Genomic DNA, 22,008 nt, shown 5'->3' with positions numbered 1-22,008 from the left:
GCTCCTGACGCCTTGGCTTCAGGCGCCTTCCAGAACCTGGCTGGTGGCCCAGGCCAGGTATTTTGCGGCGTTGGCGACGGCGTCTTCGGGGCTGGACGCCACATCCAGCAGCTGCGCGGCGGCCACCACGCCGTGCCCGGCCAGGTCCTCGGGCGTGACCAGGATCCGCCCCGCCACCACGATCACCGGGATCCCGCGCTCCCGGGCCGCGTCGGCGAGCGCGATGGGTGCCTTGCCGGTCAAAGACTGCGAGTCCAGGGAGCCCTCACCGGTGATCACCAGGTCCGCATTGTCCAGTTGGCCCGCGAGGCCGGTGAGCCCCGCCACGAGCGCGAACCCGCCTTCCAGCCGGGCGTTGGTGAAGGCAAGGAACGACGCCGGGAAGCCGCCCGCCGCCCCCGCCCCCGGGATGTTGACGTCCCGGCCAGTGGCCTCCCGGAGCACGGACGCCCAGTTGCGGAGACCAGCGTCGAGCTGTTCCGTTGCCTCGTCGTCGGCGCCCTTCTGGGCGCCGAAGACGTGGGCCGCGCCGGTGGCGCCGTACAGCAGGTTCTGGACGTCCACGGCGATCCTGAACGAGACGGCGGACAGGCGGGGGTCCAGTCCGGAGATATCGAGGGCTGCAACATCGGCGAGTGATCCGCCGCCCAACGGGACCACATTGCCGGCGGCGTCCAGCGGCTTGAGGCCGAGCGCACGCAGGGCGCCGCTGCCGCCGTCGGTCATGGCCGATCCGCCCAGGCCCAGCACAATCTCGGTTGCTCCGGCGTCGAGTGCCGCGGCGATCAGCTGCCCGCAGCCGTAACTGTGCGCCCGCAGGGCGTTGGCCGGGGTGGGTTCCATCTGGGCAAGACCGGAGGCCTGCGCCGTCTCGATGACGGCGGTAGCACCGCCGTCGGCCTTCTTCCGGAAGGCCCAGGCGGCCCCCACCGGGGCAAGGATGGGACCCACAACGGCGTTGAGCCGCTCCTCGTAGCCGGCCGAAACGGCGGCCTCCAGGGTTCCCTCACCGCCGTCGGCGATCGGAAACTGGTTGGCTACAGCGTCCGGGTAGACGCGCAGCGCACCTTCGGCCATGGCGGCGGCGGCCTCCGCGGCGGTGAGCGAGCCCTTGAACTTGTCCGGAGCGATGAGAATGCGCATGCCGTCCATCATGCCAGCCTCGCGCGGGAAAGCGCTTGCCCAATCCGCCATGCGGACAGCCCGGGACGCCCTCTACCGGCTGGCGTCGGGAAGTTTGGCCTTGAGCACCGCAAAGTAGCCCGGTACGCGGCTGTTCCCCGCAGCGTCCATCAGCGGATTGGTCTCGATCGTGGTGGCCCCGTCCTCCACTAACGTCCACCGGTCCTTCGGCATCACGCGGGCCAGGTCCTCCGCTCCGAAGTGGCCCGGCATGGGCAGTTTCCGGATAGCCAGCTCCAGCGGGGCCGGGATGCTTCGCAGCGACGCACCCAAGTGCGCGACGTACTCCACCGGGTTGCCCTGGAAATTCGTCTCCGCCAGGAAGACTGTGCCGCGTGTGCCCACGAGCCGCCTCAGATTTTCCATCAGCGCGGCCTGATCGACCGGGGCCAGGACGTGCAGCACGCCGCGGACAAAGACGTTGGCATCCGTAGACCCCACCAGATCACCGCCGGCTCCTGGCTCGGTCATGTCACGCACCAGGTAGCTGACACCCACAACGCCGGCCGATTCGTCGTGGGCGCGGGCCACCGCGTGCGCAGACACATCGACGCCCAGGACCTGCGGTGAAATCGCCGTCAGAGCGCGGCTGAAGGCACCATGTCCGCAGCCCACATCCACCACGGGCAGGCTGGGATCGAAGTGCCGCTGCAGGACGTCCCGGTAGCCCAGCAGCTCGTGGTCCGTGCCGGAATCCCACAGCACGTCACTCCGGGCTCCCGTGCTGGCGATTCCGGCCCAATACCTGTCCCAGGCCACGGTCCTGTTCTTGGGCGCAGACCACGACAGCCTGATCAGTTTGGGTAGGATCAGGTACTTCCGCAGTGCGGAGAGCACCTGTTTCGCTGGGGATGACATTGTACAAATATAGGACGCCCAACACGCTGCGGCGGTTTCACCGGGCTGGTCCCTTCAGGCTGTGGCCGCGGACTCCTTCAGCAGCCAGGCCATGGCGTCGTCGCGGGACGTAAAGAACCGGGTGGGGCAGGGCAGTTTGTTGATGCCCAGGATGAAGTTGGCCAGTACTCTGTCAACCGGCGACGCCCCCAGCAGCGCAATGCGGGAGGCCTGGCAGGGGCGGCCAAAAACGGCACGGGCTCCCCGGCTGACCTGGGCCGTGGTGGCCATGTCCACCAGCATTGGAAGGCGGCGGGACCCGCACAGTTCGTTGACGTTCCGCATGGCTGCCTCGGCGTCGGATTCCGCGATGGACACACCCCGCGCCCACTTCAGCTGGACAACACCCTGTTCGTCCAGCGTCAGGTCCGCTTTGGTCTCTTCTGCAGGCTGACTCGTCACGATTACCTTCCGCGCATTCTTATGGGAGCAGGTGTGCTCCGTCACCCTACAATGTACTCAGTCAGGACCAAACGTGTGATCACTCAGGATTGAAGGGGGCAGGTTGCCAGCGGACACACCACATGTCGCGACCGTGCCATATCTGGCTGTGGTTGGGGACCCCGACGCCGGGCGCCGGGAATTCACGACGGCGGCACTGGAGGCGGCGGGCTTCACGGTCAACGCTGTGGACAATGCCGCCAGCCTATTGGCCCTCCTGGACGAGTACGAGCCCTCCGTGCTTATCCTGGACAGTTCACTCTCCGACGTCGACGCTACCGCCCCTGTGTTGTTCCTCGTGGATCTCGACAGTCCGGCAGAGATCAAGTCAGTGGAGCATGCCGGCATACGGGACAGCATCGCCAAACCGCCTGCTGCCAAGGAGCTCGTCCACCGCGCCACGGCCCTGATCAACCTGGTCTCCCGCCGGAATGAAGCGCGGCAGGAAGCGGAGACGTTACGCGAAAGGCTGCGGCAGGTATCCGCGGCGGTCCGCGGAACCAACCATCCGCAACAGATCGCCGACTTTGTGGTCAGGGGGTTCGGTGAGACTTTCGGCGCGGACCGGGTCTGGCTGACCACGTTCGACGACGACAGGGTGCCGCCCATCACCGCCCAGTGGCACCGGCCCGGCCTGGCTCCCCTGCCTGAAGGATTGTTCACAGACGAGGACCCGGTGCGCAGGACGGCTGACGTTCTGTGGGCGCGGGCTGAGGCCCTCACGGCGGACGGAGCGTTCGCGCCGCTCGGCACCGGCGACGTCCGGCTGCCGTCCGAACTCGCGAAACTGCGCGCCGCCGCGTCGGTGGCCGTCCCGATGGGGGACGGAAGTTCTTCGCTGGGAATTATCTGGATTGCCCTGCTGGACTCCCCCAGGGAATGGTCGCGGGCTGAGCTGGCACTGATCCAGCACGTGGCGGGCAATACCGCCCACGGCCTGATCCAAAGCCATCTGATCACCAGCCAGCAGCAGGTGGTCAAGCAGCTCCAGCAGCTGGACAAAGCCAAGACCGACTTCCTGGCCACCGTCAACCATGAGCTCCGCACGCCGCTGACATCGATCATGGCGTACCTGGACATGATCCAGGAGAACACGTCCGATCCGGTGTCCAGCGAGGTCCACCAGATGCTGGACATCGTGGTCAGGAACACCGAACGGCTGCGGTTGCTGATCGAAGACATGCTAAGCGTCTCCCGCAACGGGCATGAGCAAAGCCCGCTGCACCTGACCCCTGTCCGGCTGGCGCGGACGCTTGAGATCGTCACCGCTGCGCTGAGGCCGCTCGCAAAAGTGCAGAACGTCACCATTGCCACGGCACTGGCCTCGGAGGACCTGGAAATCCTGGCAGATGAAGTGCAGCTGCAGCAGGTTTTCACGAATCTGGTCTCCAACGCCATCAAGTTCACCCCCGGCGGAGGACAGATCGACGTGGCCAGCCTGACGCGGGCCGACGCAGACGGCACCCGCTGGGCGACGGTCCGCGTCTCGGACACCGGGATGGGGATCTCCAGTGACGAGATAGCCCACATCTTCACCCGTTTTTACCGCGCCTCGAACGCGATGTCCGGGGCAGTTCCGGGCACCGGGCTTGGACTCGCCATCACGCAGGACATCGTCCAGCGCCACGGCGGCCGCATTGACGTAACCTCGGAGCTGGGTGTTGGCACCACTGTCACCGTGAACCTCCCCCTTGGAGCCCACGGGTCCAAGGAAACCTGACCCCGGAAAGGAGGCGCCAGATGTTCGCTGACGATGACCCCAGGCTCTCCCAGCTGCTCGATGGCATCGTCCGGCTTGCCTCCGGAGACCTCCAGTCGCGGATAGAAGTATCGCCGGCCCGGGACGAGCTCGACGCCATCATCATGGGCACCAACCTCCTGGCCGAGGACCTGCAGATCATTTACGAAGAGCTGGAGCAGCGTGTTGAGGTCCGCACGCAACTGCTGCACGAAGCCCACCGCGAGATGAAACTGATGGCCATGCAGGATCCCCTCACGGGCCTCGCCAACCGCTCGGCACTTCTGGCCGCGCTGAAGTCCGCCCAGGACAACGACGGCGGTGCCCTCAGCCAGCCCGTCATCCTGCTCCTTGACCTTGACGCCTTCAAATCCATCAACGACACCCTCGGCCACAGTGCCGGGGATCAGGTGCTGATCACCGTGGCCCAGCGCATCCGCGGCGCGGTCCGGGCCAGCGACGTTGTTGCCCGCCTGGGCGGGGACGAGTTCGCCATCGTTATGCCGGACACGGGCGCCGACCAGGCCGCCGTCGTAGGCCAGCGCATCCTGGCAGCCATCAAGGAACCCATCGACCTGCCCGACCGGACCGTCCGCTGCGGGGCGAGCGTAGGACTCAGCGTCGGGGCGGCCGGCCGGAAGGCCGAGGACCTGCTGATGGAGGCCGATGTGGCCATGTATGCCTCCAAAGCCGAGGGCCAGAACCGGCTCCACGTCTTCGAACCCGGGCTCCTGCTCATCCGCAGGCTCCGCAGCCAACTGCTGGAGGATCTCCGGGCCGCCATCAAGGGCGAGGGCATGGTGCTGCACTACCAGCCCGTGGTTGAGCTGGGCACCGGGCAGATTGAAGGGGTGGAAGCCCTCATCCGCTGGGACCATCCCACGCGCGGGCGCATCATGCCCGACGAATTCATCCCGCTGGCAGAAGATGCCGGGCTGATCTCGGAGCTGGGCCTGTGGGTGCTCAGCACGGCTGTAGGCCAGCTGCGCCGCTGGATTGATGCCGAACTTGTGGACAGCCGGTTTTCTGTCCGGATCAACATCTCAGCAACGGATCTGCAGAGCCTGCAGTTCATCGAGGACGTCCGCGCCGTACTCAAGCAGACGGGTGTCCGCCCCGAGCAGGTTGTCCTGGAGCTGACAGAGGCGGCCATCGTCAGGGGCAACGATCTGGACCGATATTCCCTGGGCGGGCTGCGCGGTCTGGGCGTAGGAATCGAGATCGACGACTTCGGTACCGGATATTCCTCCATCAGCTACCTGCGCCGGCTCCCGGTGGACCGGGTCAAGGTGGACCGGTCCCTGATCGAGGGCCTGGGAACAGACCCCAGCCAGCCGGCCCTGGTGGCTGCAGTCCTACAGTTAGTGCGCGCCTGCGGGCTCGAAGCCGTGTGGGAAGGCGTGGAAACAGCAGAACAGGCCGAGCACCTCAGGAACCTCGGGTGCCTCAGCGCACAGGGCTATTTCTTCAGTAAGCCTGTCCCGCCCGAACAGATTCCTGCGCTGCTGACCCAAACTTCATCCCAAAGTAATAGAAGTTGATCGCTTAAGGGCTGCGCTTTTGGATCATCCCGATATACGATCAAGTAGCGGTATCCGATTCTTCGAGGCCAGGAAGATCGGCATTAATCAGAAGTAGCGAATTCCGAAGGCATCTGGAAATTTGAAAATAACGGGGCCAAGGAGCCATTACTTCGTCATCTGGGGGCGTTGCTAATGCCGGTTCGGGTACAAGCTTGGGGAGTTATTGCTGCGGTTTTGGCGGATTCCAATCCTGCCGGGGCGGCAATACGTCAGCGCCTTAGCGACCGCTTGGGGGAGAACCCCGGCATGCCGGAACGGGCCCTGCTGGAGTATCTTCTGGAACGCCGGCAACAGGACACCACAGGCACGGAAACCGCCGACACAGCCCGCTTCCCGCAGCCTCTCAGCGCCATGCCGCCGCAGATTTCCGAACGGTTGGATTCGCTGCGCAGCCTGTCACGGATCAGTGCGCTGCTGGAAAACCAGATGCTGATGACCGCGTTCCAACCGATCTACGGCCTGGAATCCAAGGGCGTTGTGGGCGTCGAGGCGTTGTCGCGCTTTGTCAGCGACGACGGCGCGAGCGCGGAACTCTGGTTCGCCGAGGCAGCCGCCGTTGGATTGGGTGCCAACCTGGAATTCTCGGCCCTCGCGTCCGCAGCCACCGCTGCCGCGAAACTCCCCGCGCACGTCTACGTGGCCCTCAACATCTCCCCCACATCATGCCTGGATCCCCGCCTGCCCGAATTATTTGACCACATCGAGCTGCCAATAGACCGCATTGTGCTCGAATTGACGGACGAAATTCCGGACGAGGAATACTCGCATTTCGTTTCCGCAATTACGCCGCTCCGGGAACGCGGGCTGCGCATTGCAATCGATGATTCACACCCCACCGCGGGTGCCCTGAGCCGGATGCTCCATCTGCGGCCTGACTTCATCAAGCTGGGCAGGAACGTGATCAGCGGCGTGGACACGGATACTTCCCAGCACGCCCTGGCCGCGTGCCTGGTGGACTTCGCGGAGCAGATCGGCAGTATTCTGGTGGCCGAAGGTGTTGAAACCGCCGAGGAACTCAAGGTCCTCACCGAGTTGGGCTTCAGCGCCGGCCAGGGCTTCCTGCTGGGCCGGCCCTCAGTGCGGCCGAAGGACTGGGCGGCGTGGAATACGCCGCTTGACCCTGATGGGCTCCGTCACCTCGCCGCAGCCGATCACGGTACCCACCGGCCAGGCGGCAGTGAGCTGCACTGAATTGCACTGGGCCCTGCTCGACTCCAGGGTTGCAGGCGGGCTATTCGCTGTGGCCCTGGTCGCCGCTCATCTGATCCTCTGCGGGCGGCGTTTCGCCCGGAGGCACGCCCCCGCCAGGCTCCAGGCCGGTGATGTTTCCTTCTGCGGGGTCAGGATTGGCTGAGGCTGCAGAGTCTTTCCCTGACTGGTTGGGCTCTTGCTGCGACCGGTCCGACTCTGCAGGATCCGATCCTGGCTGATCAGGGTTCGCTGGGTCATTCTCCGGATGGTAACTGCTCATGGCGACCGTTCCTTTCCGTGAATCGGCTGCGGCTCCATACCCCAGCTCTGGACTAATTGTAAGCATGCTGATAATTCTGAATAGGTAATGTTCCGGCGGACTTCCGAGAGGCTGCCGGCTCCCACGCCACGAAGGAGCAGTCACATGGGCATTGGCGACAGCATCGGCAAAGCGGCGGAAAACGCCATGGAAGACCTGGCCGGCGGCGGCCACACCAACGGGAGGCATGGAAGTCCCGGAACCTACGGACCCCAACAGTGACGTGGAAGTACACTCATCCATCAGTGAGGGCTCCAACGCCATGGCGGCCGAAAAGGAAAAGGCCCCGGGCCTGAAGCCCTCCCCGGCCGGCTTGCCAGACGGCGACCCGGACGGAGCACGCGCCGACCCCGGTAAGGGGTGAGAAAGACCGTCCTGTGACTTGGGGCCCAGCTGAGCGCTGCCACAGGTCCTGCTCAGCTGCCGGGCCACTCGCCGCGTTCCTGCAGAACCTGCTTCAGCAGATCCGCGCGGTCCGTCACGATCCCGTCCACTCCGAGGTCCAACAGGCGGTGCATCTCGGTGGGATCGTTGATGGTCCACACATGGACCACCAGGCGCAGGGCGTGCGCCCGCCGGACATAGGCCGGCGTCACCACCCGGATCACCCCGTACCGGACCGGAACCTGCAGCGCCTGGACATCCCGCAACGGAGCCCGCAGTGCAAAGCGGAGCCACGCGGCCGGAAGCACCGGGCCCAGCAATACAAACAGCGCGTTCGTCACCATCCCTGCCGACGACGCCACCGGACGGCTGAGCAGTTTCAGCACCGCCCGGCGTCGGCGGTCTGAAAAACTGGCCACGAGGACCCGGTCATGCGCACCGTGCCGTTCGATGCCGGCGGCCAGGCTTTGCACGGAGTTCCAGTCTTTGACGTCCAGGTTCAGCCGGGCAGCCGGGAAGGCCGCCAGCAGGTCATCGAACAGTGGCACGGGTTCGCGCCCGCCGATCCGCGCGGCGGAAACCTCGGCGGCGGTCAGCTCGGAAATCCGGCCACGGCGATCGGTGACCCGGTCCAGGGTGTCGTCGTGGAAGAGCAGCAGCACGCCGTCGGAGGTGGTGTGCACATCCGTCTCGAGGTACCGGTAGCCAAGTCCGGCGGCGGCCCGGAACGCGGCCATCGAGTTTTCCAGCCCCTCCCGGGAGAATCCGCGGTGGGCCATGGCGATGGGACGCGGGGGACGGCCAGCACCGCCGGAAGCATCAAAAAACGGCTCAGTCACGTTTGTGAGCGTACCGGAGCCGGCGGGCTACGTGTCCTGCGGCACAATCTCCACACCGTCGCTGCAGTGCAGCAGCGTGCGGCCATGGCCGTTGTCTAGATCCACCCACACAGCGGTGTGGTCCCAGGTGATGGCATCCACGAACCCGCCGGTTTCGTACCCCGGGCTGAGGCGGACACGCACGCGGTCGCCCTCTTTCAGTGCCTTCCAGTGCGAAGCCGGCTCTGCCGGGCGCAACGGCGCTTCGGCCGCGCGTTGGTTGCCGTTCCTTGCCATGACTCCCCCTTTAGCTGCGGATGGGTATCCACCGCTCACGTTAGGGGTCAAATGTGAACGCAAGGTGAGCGGAAGCTGTGAATTCCTGGTCCAGGAGCCAGGGTCAGTGCAGCTCTATCCCCAGCGCCGCGAGCCTGGCCTCGAGAACCTGGGCCACGCCGTCGTCGTCAAAGTGGGGCGCCTGCTGCCCGGCGGCGCTGATGGCGTCCGGATGGCCGCTGGCCATGGCGTACCCGTGGCCTGCCCAGCGCAGCATCTCGACGTCATTGGGCATGTCCCCGAACGCCACAACGTCGGCTGCGTCAATGGACAGTGCTTTGGCGTATTCGGCCAGGGTAACGGCTTTGTTGACGCCGGGGAGGGACAGTTCCAGCATCGCCACGGTCGGCGCGGAGTGCGTGGCGGACGCCAGATGGGCGACGGCGGGGCGCACGGCTGCCAGGAAGTCGTCCGCGGTGCCATCCCTGACAATCGCCAGGAACTTCACGACGGCGTCGTCCGGGGTCAGCGTTTCGGCCAGCGGGGCGGGGGTAAATTCGGCCAGCAGCTCGCTGGAACCGTTTTCGATGAAACCGGGCTCAAGGTGGAATCCGGTCAGCGTTTCCGCGGCGAAGAGCGCGGCGGGGCGCAGTTCCTTGATGATCCGCCGCAGTTCCAGCACCGCATCGATGCCCAGCGCCCGGGCGGAAACCAGCCGGTCCGCTTCGAGGTCCCACACCACGGCGCCGTTGGAACAGATGACCGTGCCGGTGTGGCCCAGCTGTTCCTCCAGCGGGTGGAGCCAGCGCGGCGGACGGCCGGTGACAAAAACGAGCTCGATGCCGGCGTCCCGGCAGGCGTGGAAGGCCCGGACGGTGCGGTCACTGATCTTTCCGTCGTGCCCAAGAATTGTTCCGTCAATATCACTTGCTACCAGCCGCATCCTGCCAGTCTACGTGGGGCAGGGGGCTTCCCGGGCCGGGCCGCTTGGTCCCTGACGGCCGGCCCGTTGGAGTCTCCGGGCGACGTTTTTTGACGCCGCACTACGTTCTGTTGAGCCTGTGCGTCGTTGCGTGAACGTCCGTGTCCGTCGCCGTTGTGGGGCGTGGGGGCCGTCCGTAATCTCATCTTCAACATCTCCGCAAGCAAAGGAAATACCGTGACAACTCCCCCGGATAACTCTCCTCCAAACCAACCGGCCGCCACCCGCGTCGTGGCCGGCCAGACTTCCGCTCCGAAGCGTCCACTCGGCCTGAAGATCGGCATCGTGGCCGGCGTTCTGGCCCTCGTCGGCGGCGGCGTGGCCGTGGCATCGGCGGTTTCCGGCAACAACGCCGCCACCTCCGCGGCGTCCTCCGCCGCCCCGGCCGCCAACCCGGCGGTAGAGCTCAAGCTCGGCTATTTCGGGAACGTGACGCACGCACCCGCCTTGGTGGGTGTCAGCCAGAGCTACATCGCCAAGGAACTGGGCGAAACCAAGCTCAGCACGCAGGTCTTCAACGCCGGGCCCGCCGCGATCGAAGCCCTGAACGCCGGCGCCATCGACGCCACCTACATCGGCCCGAACCCCGCCATCAACTCGTACGTCAAGAGCGGCGGGGAGTCCATCAGCATCATCGCCGGAGCGGCCGCAGGTGGCGCGCAGCTGGTGGTCAAGCCGGAAATCAACTCCGCCGCGGACCTGTTGGGCAAGACGCTCGCGTCGCCTCAGCTCGGCGGCACGCAGGACGTGGCGCTCCGTGCCTGGCTCGCCGCCCAGGGCTACAAAACCAACGTTGACGGCAGCGGCGACGTGTCCATCAACCCCACCGAAAACGCCCAGACGCTGAAACTGTTCCAGGACGGAAAGCTCGACGGCGCGTGGCTGCCTGAGCCCTGGGCCTCCCGCCTGGTGCTGACCGCCGGCGCCAAGGTCCTGGTTGACGAAAAGGACCTCTGGGACGGCTCACGCTCCGGCAAGGCTGGCGAGTTCCCCACCACCATCCTGATCGTGAACAAGAAGTTCGCCGCCGATCACCCGGACACCGTGGAGGCCCTGCTCAAGGGCCACGCCAAATCTGTCGACTGGCTGAACAGCGCGGCTGCAGGCGAAAAGGCCAGCGTCATCAACGCTGCCCTCAAGGAAGCGGCTGGCGCCGAACTCAAGGCCGACGTAATCGAGCGGTCCCTGAAGAACATCGTCTTCACCGTGGATCCGCTCGCCGGAACCTACCCCAAGCTGCTCAAGGACGGCGTGGAAGCCGGCACCACCAAGCAGGCGGACATCAACGGCATCTTTGATCTGACAGCCCTCAACGAGGTCACCGGGGAGAAGACCTCGGCTGCGGGACTTGGTAAAGAGTAGCCCCAGGCGCCGTCGGCCCAGTCCGCATCATGCAACCCACTCATCCGCCCGGAACTGTACTTAATTCCGGGCGGATGGGCGGGTTTCCGCGTCTCGACTGCCCTTTAATGGGCGACTAACATTCGGATGCTCACCGCATCCCGCCAAAATGGCCCGCGTGGAGAGACAATGACGGTATGAGCTCAGAAGAACCGCTGCCACCCACCGTTGTACCGCCGACGCCAGAGTCCGAGCCCACGGTTCAGCGCAGCGAGCCCGCGCCTGCGCCTGCGCCTGCGCGTAAGACTGCTTCCCCACGCGTCACCCGCGCCGCAGTCATTTGGAGTGCCGTGGCGGTCAGCCTCGCGGTGCTGGTGCTGCTGATCATCTTCTTCATCCAGAACCAGGACATGGTCTCCGTCAAGTTCCTTGGCTGGGAGGGCCGTCTTGCCCAGGGCGTGGCGTTCTTCATCGCAGCCGTGGGAGGCGGCATACTCGTGGCGATCGCGGGCGGCGCGCGCATCCTGCAACTCCGCCGTACTGAACGACGGCGGCGCAGGGTTACGAATCTTTAGCAGCCGAGCTGCTCCCCTGCCCTTACTCCGCCGGAACCGCGTTCAGTTCGGCACGCGTGGGCGGGTTGGCGCCCGGGCGGGAAACAGTGACGGCCGCCGCGCGCGCAGCGTGGGCCAGCAGCTCAGCCAGTCCCTCGGCCGGAAGCTCGCGAAGGTCCTTCCGGTTCTGCGCACCGTCCAGGCCCCGGTCCACGATTCCGGAGAGCAGCGCGGCCATAAAGGAATCGCCGGCACCCACGGTGTCGGCCACTTCCACGCGAGGCGCGTCAATCGCGGCTTCACCGGCGGCCGTTATCCCCCACGGTCCGGCCGCTCCCCGCGTGACTATCACCAGGGCCGGCCCCTCGGAACCGCCCAACGACAGCCAGCGGCGCGCTGATTCCAGCACGTCCACACTCGGGTACAGCCACTCCAGGTCCTCGTCCGAGGCCTTGACCACGTCCGCGAGGGCGACAAATTTCTCCGCCTGCGTCCGCGCATAATCCACGTCGGTGATGATGCTGGGCCGGCAGTTGGGATCGAAGCTGATCGTCGCGGCCGGGTGGGCGTGCTCGACGGCGGCGAGCACCGCTGCGGCGCCCGGCGCCAGCATCGTGGCGATGGAGCCGGTGTGCAGCAGGGTGGTTCCCTGCAGCATAAAGGCGAGGCGCTCCGCCAGGCCGGGAAGCTCCCAGGCGAGGTCGAACGCGTAGGTGGCGGCGCCGTCGTCGTCAATTACGGCGGTGGCCACGCTGGTGGGCAACTCATCGGGGCCCAGCGGCAGCATGACGGAGCTGGAGCGCAAGTGCGCCGCCAACGAATCCCCGTAGGCGTCGCGGCCATAGCGGCCGATGAACTGCACGGCATGGTCAAGGCGGGCCAGGCCCACCGCGACATTAAGGGGACTGCCGCCCACGTGGGCTTCGATTCCGGAGGCGCGCTGGACGACGTCAACAAGGCCTTCGCCTATAACAGTGAGCATGGTCATACTCTGCCAGACATGCGCCCGCCTACACAGGCGCATGACGCGTCCCGTACCATGGAGGTATGACATCCCATGTCCTCCAGCCAATGATGGCTGCCATACCGGACGTCGAACACGTCCTGGCGTTCCGCGGCACCGGCGGCTACCGGCAATACAGGATCCCCGCCCTCGCCGTCTCGCGGCAGGGCACCCTACTGGCCGCCTACGACGGCCGCCCCAACCTCGATGACCTGCCCAACCCGATCGACCTCCTGCTCCGGCGCAGCACGGACAACGGCCGAACGTGGGGAGAACAGCAGGTCGTGAGGACGGGCGGCGGCCTCAACGGCTACGGCGATCCGAGCCTGCTGGTGGACGTGGAGACCGGCCGGATGTTCCTGTTCCACGCCGCCGGAACGCACTCCGGATTCTTCGAAGCGGCCGCAGGGCTCGAGCCCGATGACGATGTCCAGCACTGCGACCTCAGCTTCTCGGACGACGACGGCCTGACCTGGCAGCACCGCAGGATCACCGCCCAGCTCAAGCTGCGCCCGCCGGCTCACCCCGACGAGCCGGACATCACCGGAATCTTCGCCGCGGCCGGGCAAGGCATCCAGATCCACACTGGTCCTCACCGCGGCCGGCTGGTTCAGCAGTTTGTGGTCCTGGCCGGCGGCGAGATTATGGCCGCCTCCGCGTACAGCGACGACCACGGCGGCACCTGGACGCTCGGGGAGCTCATCGGCGCCCGGACGCACGGCTACGCCCCCAACGAAAACAAGGTCGCCGCCCTCCAGGACGGCCGGCTTCTGCTGCACAGTCGCGGCACACCGCGCCGCCTCGCCGCAATATCGGACGACGGCGAGGCCACCTGGGGTGCCCTGCGCCCCGTGGAGGACCTCCCGGACCCGGGTGACAATGGCTCGCTGGTCCGCTTCGACGTCCTGCCGTCCCTTACTTCCCACGCCGACGCCTCTACGGACTCGTGGCTTCTGGCAACCAATAACCAGGACACCGCATTGCGGCGGAACACGGTGATCAGTCTGTCCACCGACAACGGCCTCAGCTGGCACGCGAAGCTGGTCCTGTGCCCGGGAAGCTCGGCCTACTCGACGGCCGCCCGGCTCCCCGACGGCAACATCGGCGTCCTCTATGAGCGCCAGGGCTACCGGGAAATCGTGTTCGCCTCGGTGCCCGCGGGGCAACTCACCGTGCAGCTCAGGGACGGCACCGCCGCGGTCGAGAGCGTCCCGCCCGGGTCCAACGTCGATGCGAGCGCGCCGGACGACGACCCCGGCCTGGTGTTCGACATGGAACTGGGCTCCATCACACCCGGCCGTCCGAAGGTCTGGCAAAACGCGGGCGAGTTCCACGTCATGCAGTCCGGCGGCGAGGGCTGGGGCGTCCACACGTGGAAGGAGATCGGCCAGGGATATACGGCCGAGGCGGCGCAGGTGATCGGGACCAGGGAGGCGCATGACCTCAACTACGGACCCATCATTTCATCAGGTCGGTTACTGCGGGACAACAGCCAACATCAAGTGCAGCTCAATGAGAGCGCTTCTCAAATGTGTCCGCTAATGGTTCCGTTGCGGGCAGGGGCTGGACTCCAAATCGGGCAGCGCTCGGTCGGCTCAGAGTGTGTCCGTTCACCGTCCGACTATCGGCGCCGCTTTGCTCGGGCGGCGAACTCGTCAAGGATCTGAACGACGTCCTTCGCCAGCCAAATTCGGTTTCGTCGTCCGTCTGTGATTTGGGTCAGAATGTTGGCGTCAACGAGGCGGTCGATAGCGACCTGAGCGTTGACGGTCGAGATGCCAAGCTGAGCTGCGGCTGCGGCTGCGCCAATCACGGGTTGGCGAAGGAGAACGTCCACGAGCCGGTGGGCTGCCGAGTCTCGTCTCGCGCTGATACGCCCGCGCCATTCGACCTGCACGATTTCCAGGTCGTCGACGAGGATACGGCCGTTGTGCACCGCCGCGAAGGACGCCTCGGCGATTGAACGAACAATCGGGGCGATGTCTCCGGACCGGTACGCACCCAGGGAATCAAAGTATTGGCTGGTGTTGTGGAGCAAACCTGCGGAGACAGGAACGGCAACGTTTCGAGTGAGCTGTCCTCCGCGCAGCATCGACTGGATGAGGGCGCGACCGACCCTTCCGTTGCCATCGGGGAACGGGTGGATTGTCTCGAATTGGGCGTGAGCGATCGCGGTGTGAACGAGCACGGGAAGGTCGACGCGATTGGCGAAGGCGACGAGGTCGTCCATGAGCGCGGGGACCCGGTCCTGATGGGGAGGGACAAACTGTGCGGTGTGCGGTCCGAGGCTCCCGCCACCGATCCAGACCTGCTGGTCACGCCAATGGCCGACGATGTCGGGATTGCTTTGCTCGAGCAGTGCGCGATGCATTTCCAGGATGGCGTGGCCGTCGATGGACTCGGGCAGGGAAAGGGCTGCTTGCATGGCTCGGACGTTGCCGACGATGAGCTGCGCATTCTTCGAGGCGTGCTCACCGAGCTCCGCCAAGGCGATCTGCCGTGCGCCGCTCGTGAGGTTCTCGATTTCCGAGCTGGAGGCGCTCTCGGTGCGCAGGAGAATGGACGCGAATGGTGCCGCGATTTGGCCTACTTCCGCATCGAAGCGGGCCAGTTCGCTCGCAGCCTCTTCAGTCAGCGCGTGCAGCTCGCTGTCAAGCGAGATTGTCTGATCGGCGATGAATGCGGGCACCGCCGCCAAGTACGGACCCGCGGCCAGACGCTTCTGCGTTCGTGAGCCATACTCGTCATGGACGCTGTGCCAGTGCCGTTCTTCATAGCCAAGCGACGGCCAGGAGGATTTCTGCTCAAACGTAGACATGGATAGAGCTTACCAATGCTTATTCGTTTATCCATTGTTATGGCTTCTCGTTATTCTGCGTCTATTCCAAACGCCCGGCTCCCGGATCTTGCGAAAAGCACCTTCCAAAGCTGGCGAGACCTCGGCGACCAGAGAAGCGAAAAGGGGCAATGTCCGCTGAGATCCGACTTGCGAGCGTGCTCCGCAGTATGAATTGCCAGGCGAATAACCCAGCCCTAGACGCTGGCGGCCGCCCCGGATACGCGCACGGTCACCTGCCCGCTCCCCTGGGCCAGCTGCGACGCCGCGGCTTCGTCAGCCACCACCGTCACGTGCGGGTGCAGCTGCAGGACCGACCCCGGGCAATCAGCGGTGACGGGCCCGTTCAGGGCGGCAGCCAGTATGCCGGCTTTGTCCGCGCCGTTGACCACCAGCAGGAGGTGTCGGGCTTCGAGGATGGTGCCCAGGCCCTGCGTGATGCAACGGAGCGGCACTTCCTCCGGCGTACTGAAGTAGCGGGCGTTGGCCTCGCGGGTGCGTTCCGTGAGGACTTCCACGCGGGTCCGCGAGTCCAGGGCGGAGCCAGGCTCGTTGAAGGCCAGGTGGCCGTTGTGGCCGATACCGATGATCTGCACATCGATGCCGCCGGCGCCGGCAATGGCGGCGTCGTAGTCAACGGCGGCGGCCTCGGGGTCCGCGGCGCTTCCGTCCGGCACGGCGACGTTGGCAGGATCCAGATGCAGCCGTTCAGTCACTTCGCGCCGGACAACTTCGGCGTAGCTTTCGGGATGTGCGGAGGGCAGGCCTACGTACTCGTCGAGGGCGAAGGCGCGGACGGAGGACATGTCCAGCCGGTGGTTGGCGAGCGCCGCGTAGATGGGCAGCGGCGATCCGCCCGTGGCCACGCCCAGGACGGCGTCGGGCTTGCTGCGGATGACGGCAGCGAGGATCCCGGCGGCGACAGAACCGGTGGCTGAGGCGGTAGGCACAACGAAAATTTCCACGACAAAGGCACTCTCTACGAAAACGGCAGGGTTAAGTCCGCCCGGGGCGCGGGCGGCGAAGGAAAAAACAGGCTAGGCGGCCGCGACGTCCTTGAGTTTCAGGCGGATGCCGTCAAAATGACGCTGCAGGCGTTCGGATGCAAGGGCTTTGTCCTTGTTGGCCACGGCCTCGAAGATGTCCCAGTGGTCCTGGATCTGCTCCTCGAGGTTGACCGGGCCGGTACCGAGGGCCAGATGGATCTTGCGGTAAACCTGCCAGAACACATCCATGAGGTTGATCAGTAGCTCATTGTTAAGCGGGGCATACAGCCGGCGGTGGAATTCGGCGTCGTGCTCGTACAGGGGCTCATCGTTGCGCGCCGCGTTCTCCATGGCTTCCATGGTGGCGCGCAGGTCAGCCAGATGCTCGTCGGTGAGCAGGTCAATAGCCGTACCGATCAGCCCGGATTCGAGAGCCTGGCGAACATCGATGAGCTCCATGGCCTCTTCGCCCTTGTGGCGGAGCGACAGCCGGCCACGAAAGGTCAGGCCGGACACCAGGGCGCTGAAGTTGTTGGGCGCCACGAACATGCCGAAGCCATGCCGGATCTCGATCACGCCCAGGGCCTGCAGCACTTTCAGGGATTCGCGGACGGTGTTGCGGCCCACGCCCAGTTCCGCGGAGAGCTCACTTTCGGTGGGCAGTGCGTCGCCGACGTCCAGGCCGCGATCCAGAATAAGGTCCATGATCCGTGTCTGCAGGGCGTGCGAACGGAGCTGCGCGCTGAAACGTGCGGGCGATACTTCTTGCGATGCGATGGCCACGTGGGTCTCCTCCTTGCCGCGCTTAGGGGGTCGCGACTTGTCCTACATCTCAAGGGTACAGGAGATGGGACGTCCAATGTCTAGAAATGACGAACCTATTTTGAGCAGTTCTAACCCGGGGGGACCCAATCTAACTCAGGAGCGCCGAATCTAACCCAAAAGCGACCGGACAAGCTCGCGGCACGCCCGGTAACCAGGCGTTTTGGGATCGATAAGCGCGTAATGGTCCCCGGGAACCCTGATCAGCCGGGTCTCCATGTGGGCGGTGGTTCCGGCGTTGACATAGGACTCGGACTGCCCCAGCGGCACGGTGGTGTCCTCCGATCCATGGACAGCGACGATCGGCACGGCCAGCGGAAGGGCGGTCATGGGGTCAGCGTATCTGTAGCGGTGCGGATATTTCGACGACGACCCGCCCAGCAGGTTGCTCACCGCACCGTTGCTGAGGTTCAGCTTCTCTGCCTCGGCCAGGTTGAGCAGGCCGGACTGGCTGACCACGCCGGTGAGGTGCACCGCCGTCGCATCATTCCGACGAGGCACCTGGCGATCAGCATCCGGCATTCCCAGTTGGGCAAGCTTGCCCCGGCCGGCAGCCCAGGCAGCCAGGTGCCCGCCGGCTGAATGGCCCAGCGCCACCACCGGGCCAATGTTCAGGGCATGTTTAGCCGCGAGGTCCTGCAGCTTGTCTATTCCGGCGAGCACGTCAATGAAGGTGTTTGGCCAGCCGCCGCCGTTTCCGGCCCGGCGGTATTCAAGGTTCCAGGCGGCCATGCCATGGGCGGCCAGGTCGCGGGCGATCGGCTCACCCAGCTCTGCGCCGTACTGCGAGCGCCAGTAGCCGCCATGGATCACCACCACCACGCCGCGGTGCTCACCGCCGGACGGCAGTTCGGGCAGGAATAGCTCACCCCATTGGCTGGCGTCCTCGCCGTAGTGGTACTTGTGCCGGTTCACTGCATCCCCCTTGGCGCCGCCACCGGCGGCACCGTCCCGCTCGGCGCCGGGCGAACACGCGGTGCCGAGAGTTCCAACGGCCGCCGCAGCCGCCGCGCCAACCAGCGTGCGGAAGACAAACGTCCGACGCCGCAGATCAGCCATGTGCCGAGCCTACAGCGTGATGCGGGTAGCCCCGGCGTCGCGCAAGAAACCGGTAGATTTGTGCCCGTGGATTCCATCAACGCGCACTGGACCGGGGCCTTCCAGGTCAACACCGACACCGACGGCTGGCAGCACTTCCGGCGGCTCGATCCGGCCCTGCTGGTATCCCCGGCCACCGACGGACTCGAGGACCGGGCCACCATGGGCGCCGGCATCCGGGCAAGCTGGACGGCGTCGTTAGGAACGGTGGTCCTGGAATCGGAAGGCACAGCTGACAGTTCCCCGTTTGACGTTCTGGTGGATGGGACGCTCGCCCACCGGGTCACCGCTGCTGGCCCGGTGAGTTACGAGCTCGCCTTGGGAACCCTCAATCCGGGGACATCGGTCCAGCTATGGCTCCCCCAGTTTGGGACGGTCAGGATCCGGGAAGCGTCGCTGCGGGGAGAAGGCGTGGAATCGGTGACGGAGTCCGGCAAACGCTGGCTGACCTGCGGCAGTTCGCTGACGCATTGCCAGCAGGCTGACGGCCCGTCGGAAACCTGGCCTGCCCTGGTGGCGACCCGGTTTGGCTGGGAGCTCACCTCGCTTGGATTCGCCGGCGAGTGCCAGCTGGATCCCGCTGCAGAGTCAACACTGCAGCAGCTGCCCGCTGATTTCATCTCACTCTGCCTGGGCATCAACTCCTATAACGCAGCCGTCTTTTCAGAACGCAGCTACGCCAGCCAGGTCCTGGGTTTCCTGGCGAACATCCGCAAAGCCCATCCCCTGGCACCGATCGCCGTCATCACGCCCATGCTGTCGCTGCCGCGCGAGGAGCTGCCCAACGCCGTCGGGATGACCTTGAGGGACTACCGGGACGCAACAGCCGCCGTCGTGCGTGTCATGCGGGAACGCGGCGACCTCGGGATCCACTGCCTGGACGGCGCCGCCGTCTTCACTCCCGACGAAGCCGCCGAACTGATGCCGGATACGCTCCATCCCGACAACACGGGCTACCGGCTGATGGCCGGACGGCTGGGTCCACTGCTGGCCGCACTGGCGAACAACCGCTGACTCCATCTTCTGCGGGCGCTCCGCGGCGCTCCGGCTGCTAACACTTCGCCGGGACCGAACGCGGCCACTCTGTAAGAGCATAGTGTCGGTAGTAGGAGATTTCGGGGTGGCGCATAGGTCCGGGGTTGAATGTACGGGCCGCGCGCGAAGAGAGCGCACAGCCGCCAGCCGGGTCGTGTGATCGCGGCGATCCTTGGAATTGAGGCCGCGTGGCCGAGAATGATGCCCTGCCGACGGCGGAGCAATTATAGGACCTGCTTCTTGAGAGCCCGGGTTTCACAGAATTCCTCTTGGGACTGACAGCAATTTCCGCGTCCTTGCTGGGTGGGGAAACACCCCTGCTGTGTGCCATCACGGTGGAACGGGAGACCGGGCCCGCGACGGTAGCGAGCAGCACGGAGACGGCCCGGACCGTGGACGAACGCCAGTACGTTTTGGACAATGGTGCCTGCCTGACGGCGTTGCGGGAACAGCGCACAGTCCTTATCCGTGATCTTCAGGCCGACGAGAGTTGGGCCTGGTATGCCGGGGCGGTCGCAGACGAAGGCATCCGGACAATTCTGGCGGTCCCCATCCCCACCGACAACGGTTCCCGCTCGGCCCTGAACTGCTATTCAACCCAGCTCAATACGTTTGACCCGGACACGGTGACCGCCGTTGAGGAGCACGCTGCGTCGCTTTCCCGGATCCTGCGGCTGGCAATCCGTGTGCACCCTTCGGACCCATACCCGGAGCATTTGAGGTCGGCGCTGCGGTCCCGGGCCGTTGTGGACTCGGCCGTGGCCCTGATCATGGTGCAGAACCGCTGCAGCCATGAAACCGCCGTCAAACTCCTGCACCTTGCCTCCCGCAGCAACAACCGCCGGCTGCATGACATCGCCGAGGACATCCTGCACCACGCATCAGAGATCCCCGTCGTCACAGGAGGCGGGGAGAAATGATGGACGACGGCGGATTGGGCACCCCCCCAGTCTGCCTTCGAGGCGGACCAGCGCAAGTTTGCGGCCGCACAGTTCCAGAGCGGGAATATCAGCCTCCCGGGCCTATGGACCTACTATTACGGGATCGGCGGAAACGTCGATCAGCTCTGCGTGGACGCCTATCTTCACGAGCTAATGGAATTGGCCCCACTGCAGATGGACCTCATCCAGACCGCCATCAAGGAGATCACGGCGGACGGACCGTGAAGGAAGTGCACATGTCCCAGGACTTTGATATCCGAGAACCCCAATCCGGCAACGTTGGACGTGCCGGCGCCGGCCTGCACGAGTTTGTGCTGCACCTTCAGGACCTCGTTCTGGCAAGCTCCGACGTCCATGAATTCCTCACGGACACGGCCTCGATTTTCGCCATGCAACTGTCGCAGCCCGGGAACCACCTTTCCTGCGGGATCACGGTGCTCCGGCAGAAGCGGCCGGTCGCTTTGGCAAGCAGCGATACCCGCGCCCGGAACCTGGACGACCTGCAAAGCAGCATCGGCGACGGACCCTGCCTGACAGCCCTTCGGACAGAATCCGTGGTCCATGTCATGAACCTGGACGCCGATGTCCGTTGGCCGAAATACAACCAGGCTGCCCGCCAGATGGGCATCGGCTCCATCCTGGCGGTCCCGATGCAACTGCAGGCTCCTTCGCAGGCGGTGGTAAACCTCTACTCCCCCAACGCGAACGGCTTCCCCTGTCACGGAATTGATGCGGCTGCTGGGCTTACGGGCATCGCCGCCAAGGCGCTGGACCTTGCCTTGAACATCGCACAGTTGCGCGACGCCCGTGACGACCTCTCCTCGGCCCTGAAGTCGCGCACGGTCATTGACACGGCCATTGGGGTCATCATGGCGCAGAGCCGATGCAGCCGCGATGCGGCATTCCAGATATTGGTAAAGGCGTCCAGTCACCGCAATATCAAGTTAAAGGACGTGGCCGCCGGCATCATTTCTGGAATTGCCGGCGAACGGGTATTTCTTACCACTTACGATGAATAGCCGAACAGCCGGAATTCGTGCAGGTCCGGGTGCGCAGCCCACCACACACGTTAGGCTTTTCCTCAAGCGCTGAACGGTTACAAACAGGCTCATCCGGCCCGCCGGAGGCCGGTCACGCAGAATGGCCGGAGGCAAGAAACATGATCAAGAAGTATCCCCTGGATGAACTTTCCACTGCCTTAGGCAGGATTATGGGGCTGCTCCTCACGGAAGAAAAAGTGGACCACGCCGTCCAGCATCTTTCCCGCGCCGTAAGGGATTCCATCCCGGGGACTCTTGGGGCAGGCGTTTCAATTCTTGATCCCCATGCCCGCCCGGTCAGTTCCGGATCTACCGACAGCGTCGTGGAACGTGCCGACGCCCTTCAGTACGAATTGGTCCAGGGGCCCTGCCTGACAGCGTGGGCTGTGCAAGAGAGCATCCTCATCCATGACGTTGCAACTGAAGCCCGCTGCCCTACGTGTCAGGCTGGAACGGTACCAGGGGCTCATAGCAAGTCCGTTTAATCGCGTGGGGCGAGAGCCAGGAATCCAGTAATCATGTCCAGTCCAGTTTTGAGTGC

General features: G+C 65.2%; 21 protein-coding genes. 9 read left to right on the top strand and 12 right to left on the bottom strand.

The genetic code is table 11. The features are described from left to right. Positions 1 to 18 precede the first annotated feature (18 nt). From AC50YA_RS04240 to AC50YA_RS04230, 3 genes are all read right to left on the bottom strand, one after another. Entirely contained in the window at positions 19 to 1,143 is a 1,125-nt protein-coding gene (locus AC50YA_RS04240) for a glycerate kinase (protein WP_494981113.1), read from the bottom strand. A gap of 72 nt (positions 1,144 to 1,215) precedes the next feature. Then, positions 1,216 to 2,040, bottom strand: a complete 825-nt coding sequence (locus AC50YA_RS04235; RefSeq protein ID WP_494981112.1) for a class I SAM-dependent methyltransferase — start codon at positions 2,038 to 2,040, stop codon at positions 1,216 to 1,218. Positions 2,041 to 2,094: 54 nt separating this feature from the next. Continuing rightward, positions 2,095 to 2,481 carry a DUF7793 family protein gene (locus tag AC50YA_RS04230; protein WP_494981111.1) on the bottom strand — a complete coding sequence of 129 codons (387 nt, stop codon included), beginning with the start codon at positions 2,479 to 2,481 and terminating at the stop codon, positions 2,095 to 2,097. 133 nt (positions 2,482 to 2,614) lie between these two features. Here AC50YA_RS04230 and AC50YA_RS04225 point away from each other — a divergent pair, with 133 nt between their 5' ends. From AC50YA_RS04225 to AC50YA_RS04215, 3 genes are all read left to right on the top strand, one after another. Further along, a complete protein-coding gene (locus AC50YA_RS04225; RefSeq protein ID WP_494981110.1) occupies positions 2,615 to 4,240 on the top strand; it encodes a sensor histidine kinase in 1,626 nt (541 codons plus the stop codon). Positions 4,241 to 4,260: 20 nt separating this feature from the next. Then, a complete protein-coding gene (locus AC50YA_RS04220; RefSeq protein WP_494981109.1) occupies positions 4,261 to 5,799 on the top strand; it encodes a putative bifunctional diguanylate cyclase/phosphodiesterase in 1,539 nt (512 codons plus the stop codon). A 288-nt stretch (positions 5,800 to 6,087) separates the two neighbouring features. After that, the gene (locus AC50YA_RS04215; RefSeq protein WP_494981108.1) at positions 6,088 to 7,032 is read left to right on the top strand and encodes an EAL domain-containing protein; all 945 of its coding nucleotides are present in this window, start codon (positions 6,088 to 6,090) and stop codon (positions 7,030 to 7,032) included. A 40-nt stretch (positions 7,033 to 7,072) separates the two neighbouring features. Here AC50YA_RS04215 and AC50YA_RS04210 read toward each other — a convergent pair whose 3' ends face one another. From AC50YA_RS04210 to AC50YA_RS04195, 4 genes are all read right to left on the bottom strand, one after another. Continuing rightward, positions 7,073 to 7,312 (bottom strand): DUF6480 family protein, encoded by a 240-nt coding sequence (locus AC50YA_RS04210; RefSeq protein ID WP_494981107.1) that lies wholly within the window; start codon positions 7,310 to 7,312, stop codon positions 7,073 to 7,075. Between the two features lie 455 nt (positions 7,313 to 7,767). Then, positions 7,768 to 8,574 carry a glycerophosphodiester phosphodiesterase family protein gene (locus AC50YA_RS04205; protein ID WP_494981106.1) on the bottom strand — a complete coding sequence of 269 codons (807 nt, stop codon included), beginning with the start codon at positions 8,572 to 8,574 and terminating at the stop codon, positions 7,768 to 7,770. A gap of 27 nt (positions 8,575 to 8,601) precedes the next feature. Beyond that, on the bottom strand, positions 8,602 to 8,850 hold the full coding sequence (locus AC50YA_RS04200) for a hypothetical protein (protein WP_494981105.1): 249 nt from the start codon (positions 8,848 to 8,850) through the stop codon (positions 8,602 to 8,604). A gap of 103 nt (positions 8,851 to 8,953) precedes the next feature. Beyond that, positions 8,954 to 9,772: an HAD family hydrolase gene (locus tag AC50YA_RS04195; RefSeq protein WP_494981104.1), complete on the bottom strand. Its 819-nt coding sequence runs from the start codon at positions 9,770 to 9,772 to the stop codon at positions 8,954 to 8,956. 216 nt (positions 9,773 to 9,988) lie between these two features. Between AC50YA_RS04195 and AC50YA_RS04190 the strand changes: the two genes are divergently transcribed. Together AC50YA_RS04190 and AC50YA_RS04185 are read left to right on the top strand one after the other, a co-directional pair. Then, complete coding sequence (locus AC50YA_RS04190; protein WP_494981103.1) at positions 9,989 to 11,173, top strand: ABC transporter substrate-binding protein; 1,185 nt, start codon at positions 9,989 to 9,991, stop codon at positions 11,171 to 11,173. A 176-nt stretch (positions 11,174 to 11,349) separates the two neighbouring features. Next, positions 11,350 to 11,727 carry a LapA family protein gene (locus tag AC50YA_RS04185; protein WP_494981102.1) on the top strand — a complete coding sequence of 126 codons (378 nt, stop codon included), beginning with the start codon at positions 11,350 to 11,352 and terminating at the stop codon, positions 11,725 to 11,727. Positions 11,728 to 11,749: 22 nt separating this feature from the next. Here AC50YA_RS04185 and AC50YA_RS04180 read toward each other — a convergent pair whose 3' ends face one another. Beyond that, complete coding sequence (locus AC50YA_RS04180; RefSeq protein WP_494981101.1) at positions 11,750 to 12,688, bottom strand: PfkB family carbohydrate kinase; 939 nt, start codon at positions 12,686 to 12,688, stop codon at positions 11,750 to 11,752. 65 nt (positions 12,689 to 12,753) lie between these two features. Here AC50YA_RS04180 and AC50YA_RS04175 point away from each other — a divergent pair, with 65 nt between their 5' ends. Beyond that, positions 12,754 to 14,376, top strand: a complete 1,623-nt coding sequence (locus AC50YA_RS04175; protein ID WP_494981100.1) for a sialidase family protein — start codon at positions 12,754 to 12,756, stop codon at positions 14,374 to 14,376. Here the strand turns inward: AC50YA_RS04175 and AC50YA_RS04170 are convergent. The 4 genes from AC50YA_RS04170 to AC50YA_RS04155 form a co-directional block, all read right to left on the bottom strand. Continuing rightward, entirely contained in the window at positions 14,331 to 15,527 is a 1,197-nt protein-coding gene (locus AC50YA_RS04170; protein WP_494981099.1) for a Fic family protein, read from the bottom strand. The genes AC50YA_RS04175 and AC50YA_RS04170 overlap by 46 nt on opposite strands. A 215-nt stretch (positions 15,528 to 15,742) precedes the next feature. After that, positions 15,743 to 16,510 carry a glucosamine-6-phosphate deaminase gene (locus AC50YA_RS04165; protein ID WP_494981098.1) on the bottom strand — a complete coding sequence of 256 codons (768 nt, stop codon included), beginning with the start codon at positions 16,508 to 16,510 and terminating at the stop codon, positions 15,743 to 15,745. 72 nt (positions 16,511 to 16,582) lie between these two features. Next, positions 16,583 to 17,308, bottom strand: a complete 726-nt coding sequence (locus tag AC50YA_RS04160) for a FadR/GntR family transcriptional regulator (RefSeq protein WP_494981358.1) — start codon at positions 17,306 to 17,308, stop codon at positions 16,583 to 16,585. Positions 17,309 to 17,464: 156 nt separating this feature from the next. Further along, complete coding sequence (locus AC50YA_RS04155; RefSeq protein ID WP_494981357.1) at positions 17,465 to 18,268, bottom strand: alpha/beta hydrolase; 804 nt, start codon at positions 18,266 to 18,268, stop codon at positions 17,465 to 17,467. Positions 18,269 to 18,478: 210 nt separating this feature from the next. On the opposite strand from AC50YA_RS04155, the gene AC50YA_RS04150 reads away from it, so the two are divergent. From AC50YA_RS04150 to AC50YA_RS04140, 3 genes are all read left to right on the top strand, one after another. After that, entirely contained in the window at positions 18,479 to 19,465 is a 987-nt protein-coding gene (locus AC50YA_RS04150) for a GDSL-type esterase/lipase family protein (protein WP_494981097.1), read from the top strand. Between the two features lie 290 nt (positions 19,466 to 19,755). Further along, positions 19,756 to 20,406, top strand: coding sequence for a GAF and ANTAR domain-containing protein (locus AC50YA_RS04145; protein ID WP_494981096.1), 651 nt, complete (start codon positions 19,756 to 19,758; stop codon positions 20,404 to 20,406). A 257-nt stretch (positions 20,407 to 20,663) separates the two neighbouring features. Continuing rightward, positions 20,664 to 21,446: a GAF and ANTAR domain-containing protein gene (locus tag AC50YA_RS04140; protein ID WP_494981095.1), complete on the top strand. Its 783-nt coding sequence runs from the start codon at positions 20,664 to 20,666 to the stop codon at positions 21,444 to 21,446. The last annotated feature ends 562 nt before the right edge of the window (positions 21,447 to 22,008 follow it).

It is taken from the genome of Pseudarthrobacter sp. RHLT3-21, assembly GCF_059383495.1.
Note: the sequence above shows the minus strand (reverse complement) of the source record. Positions and strands in the feature narration are given on the sequence as shown.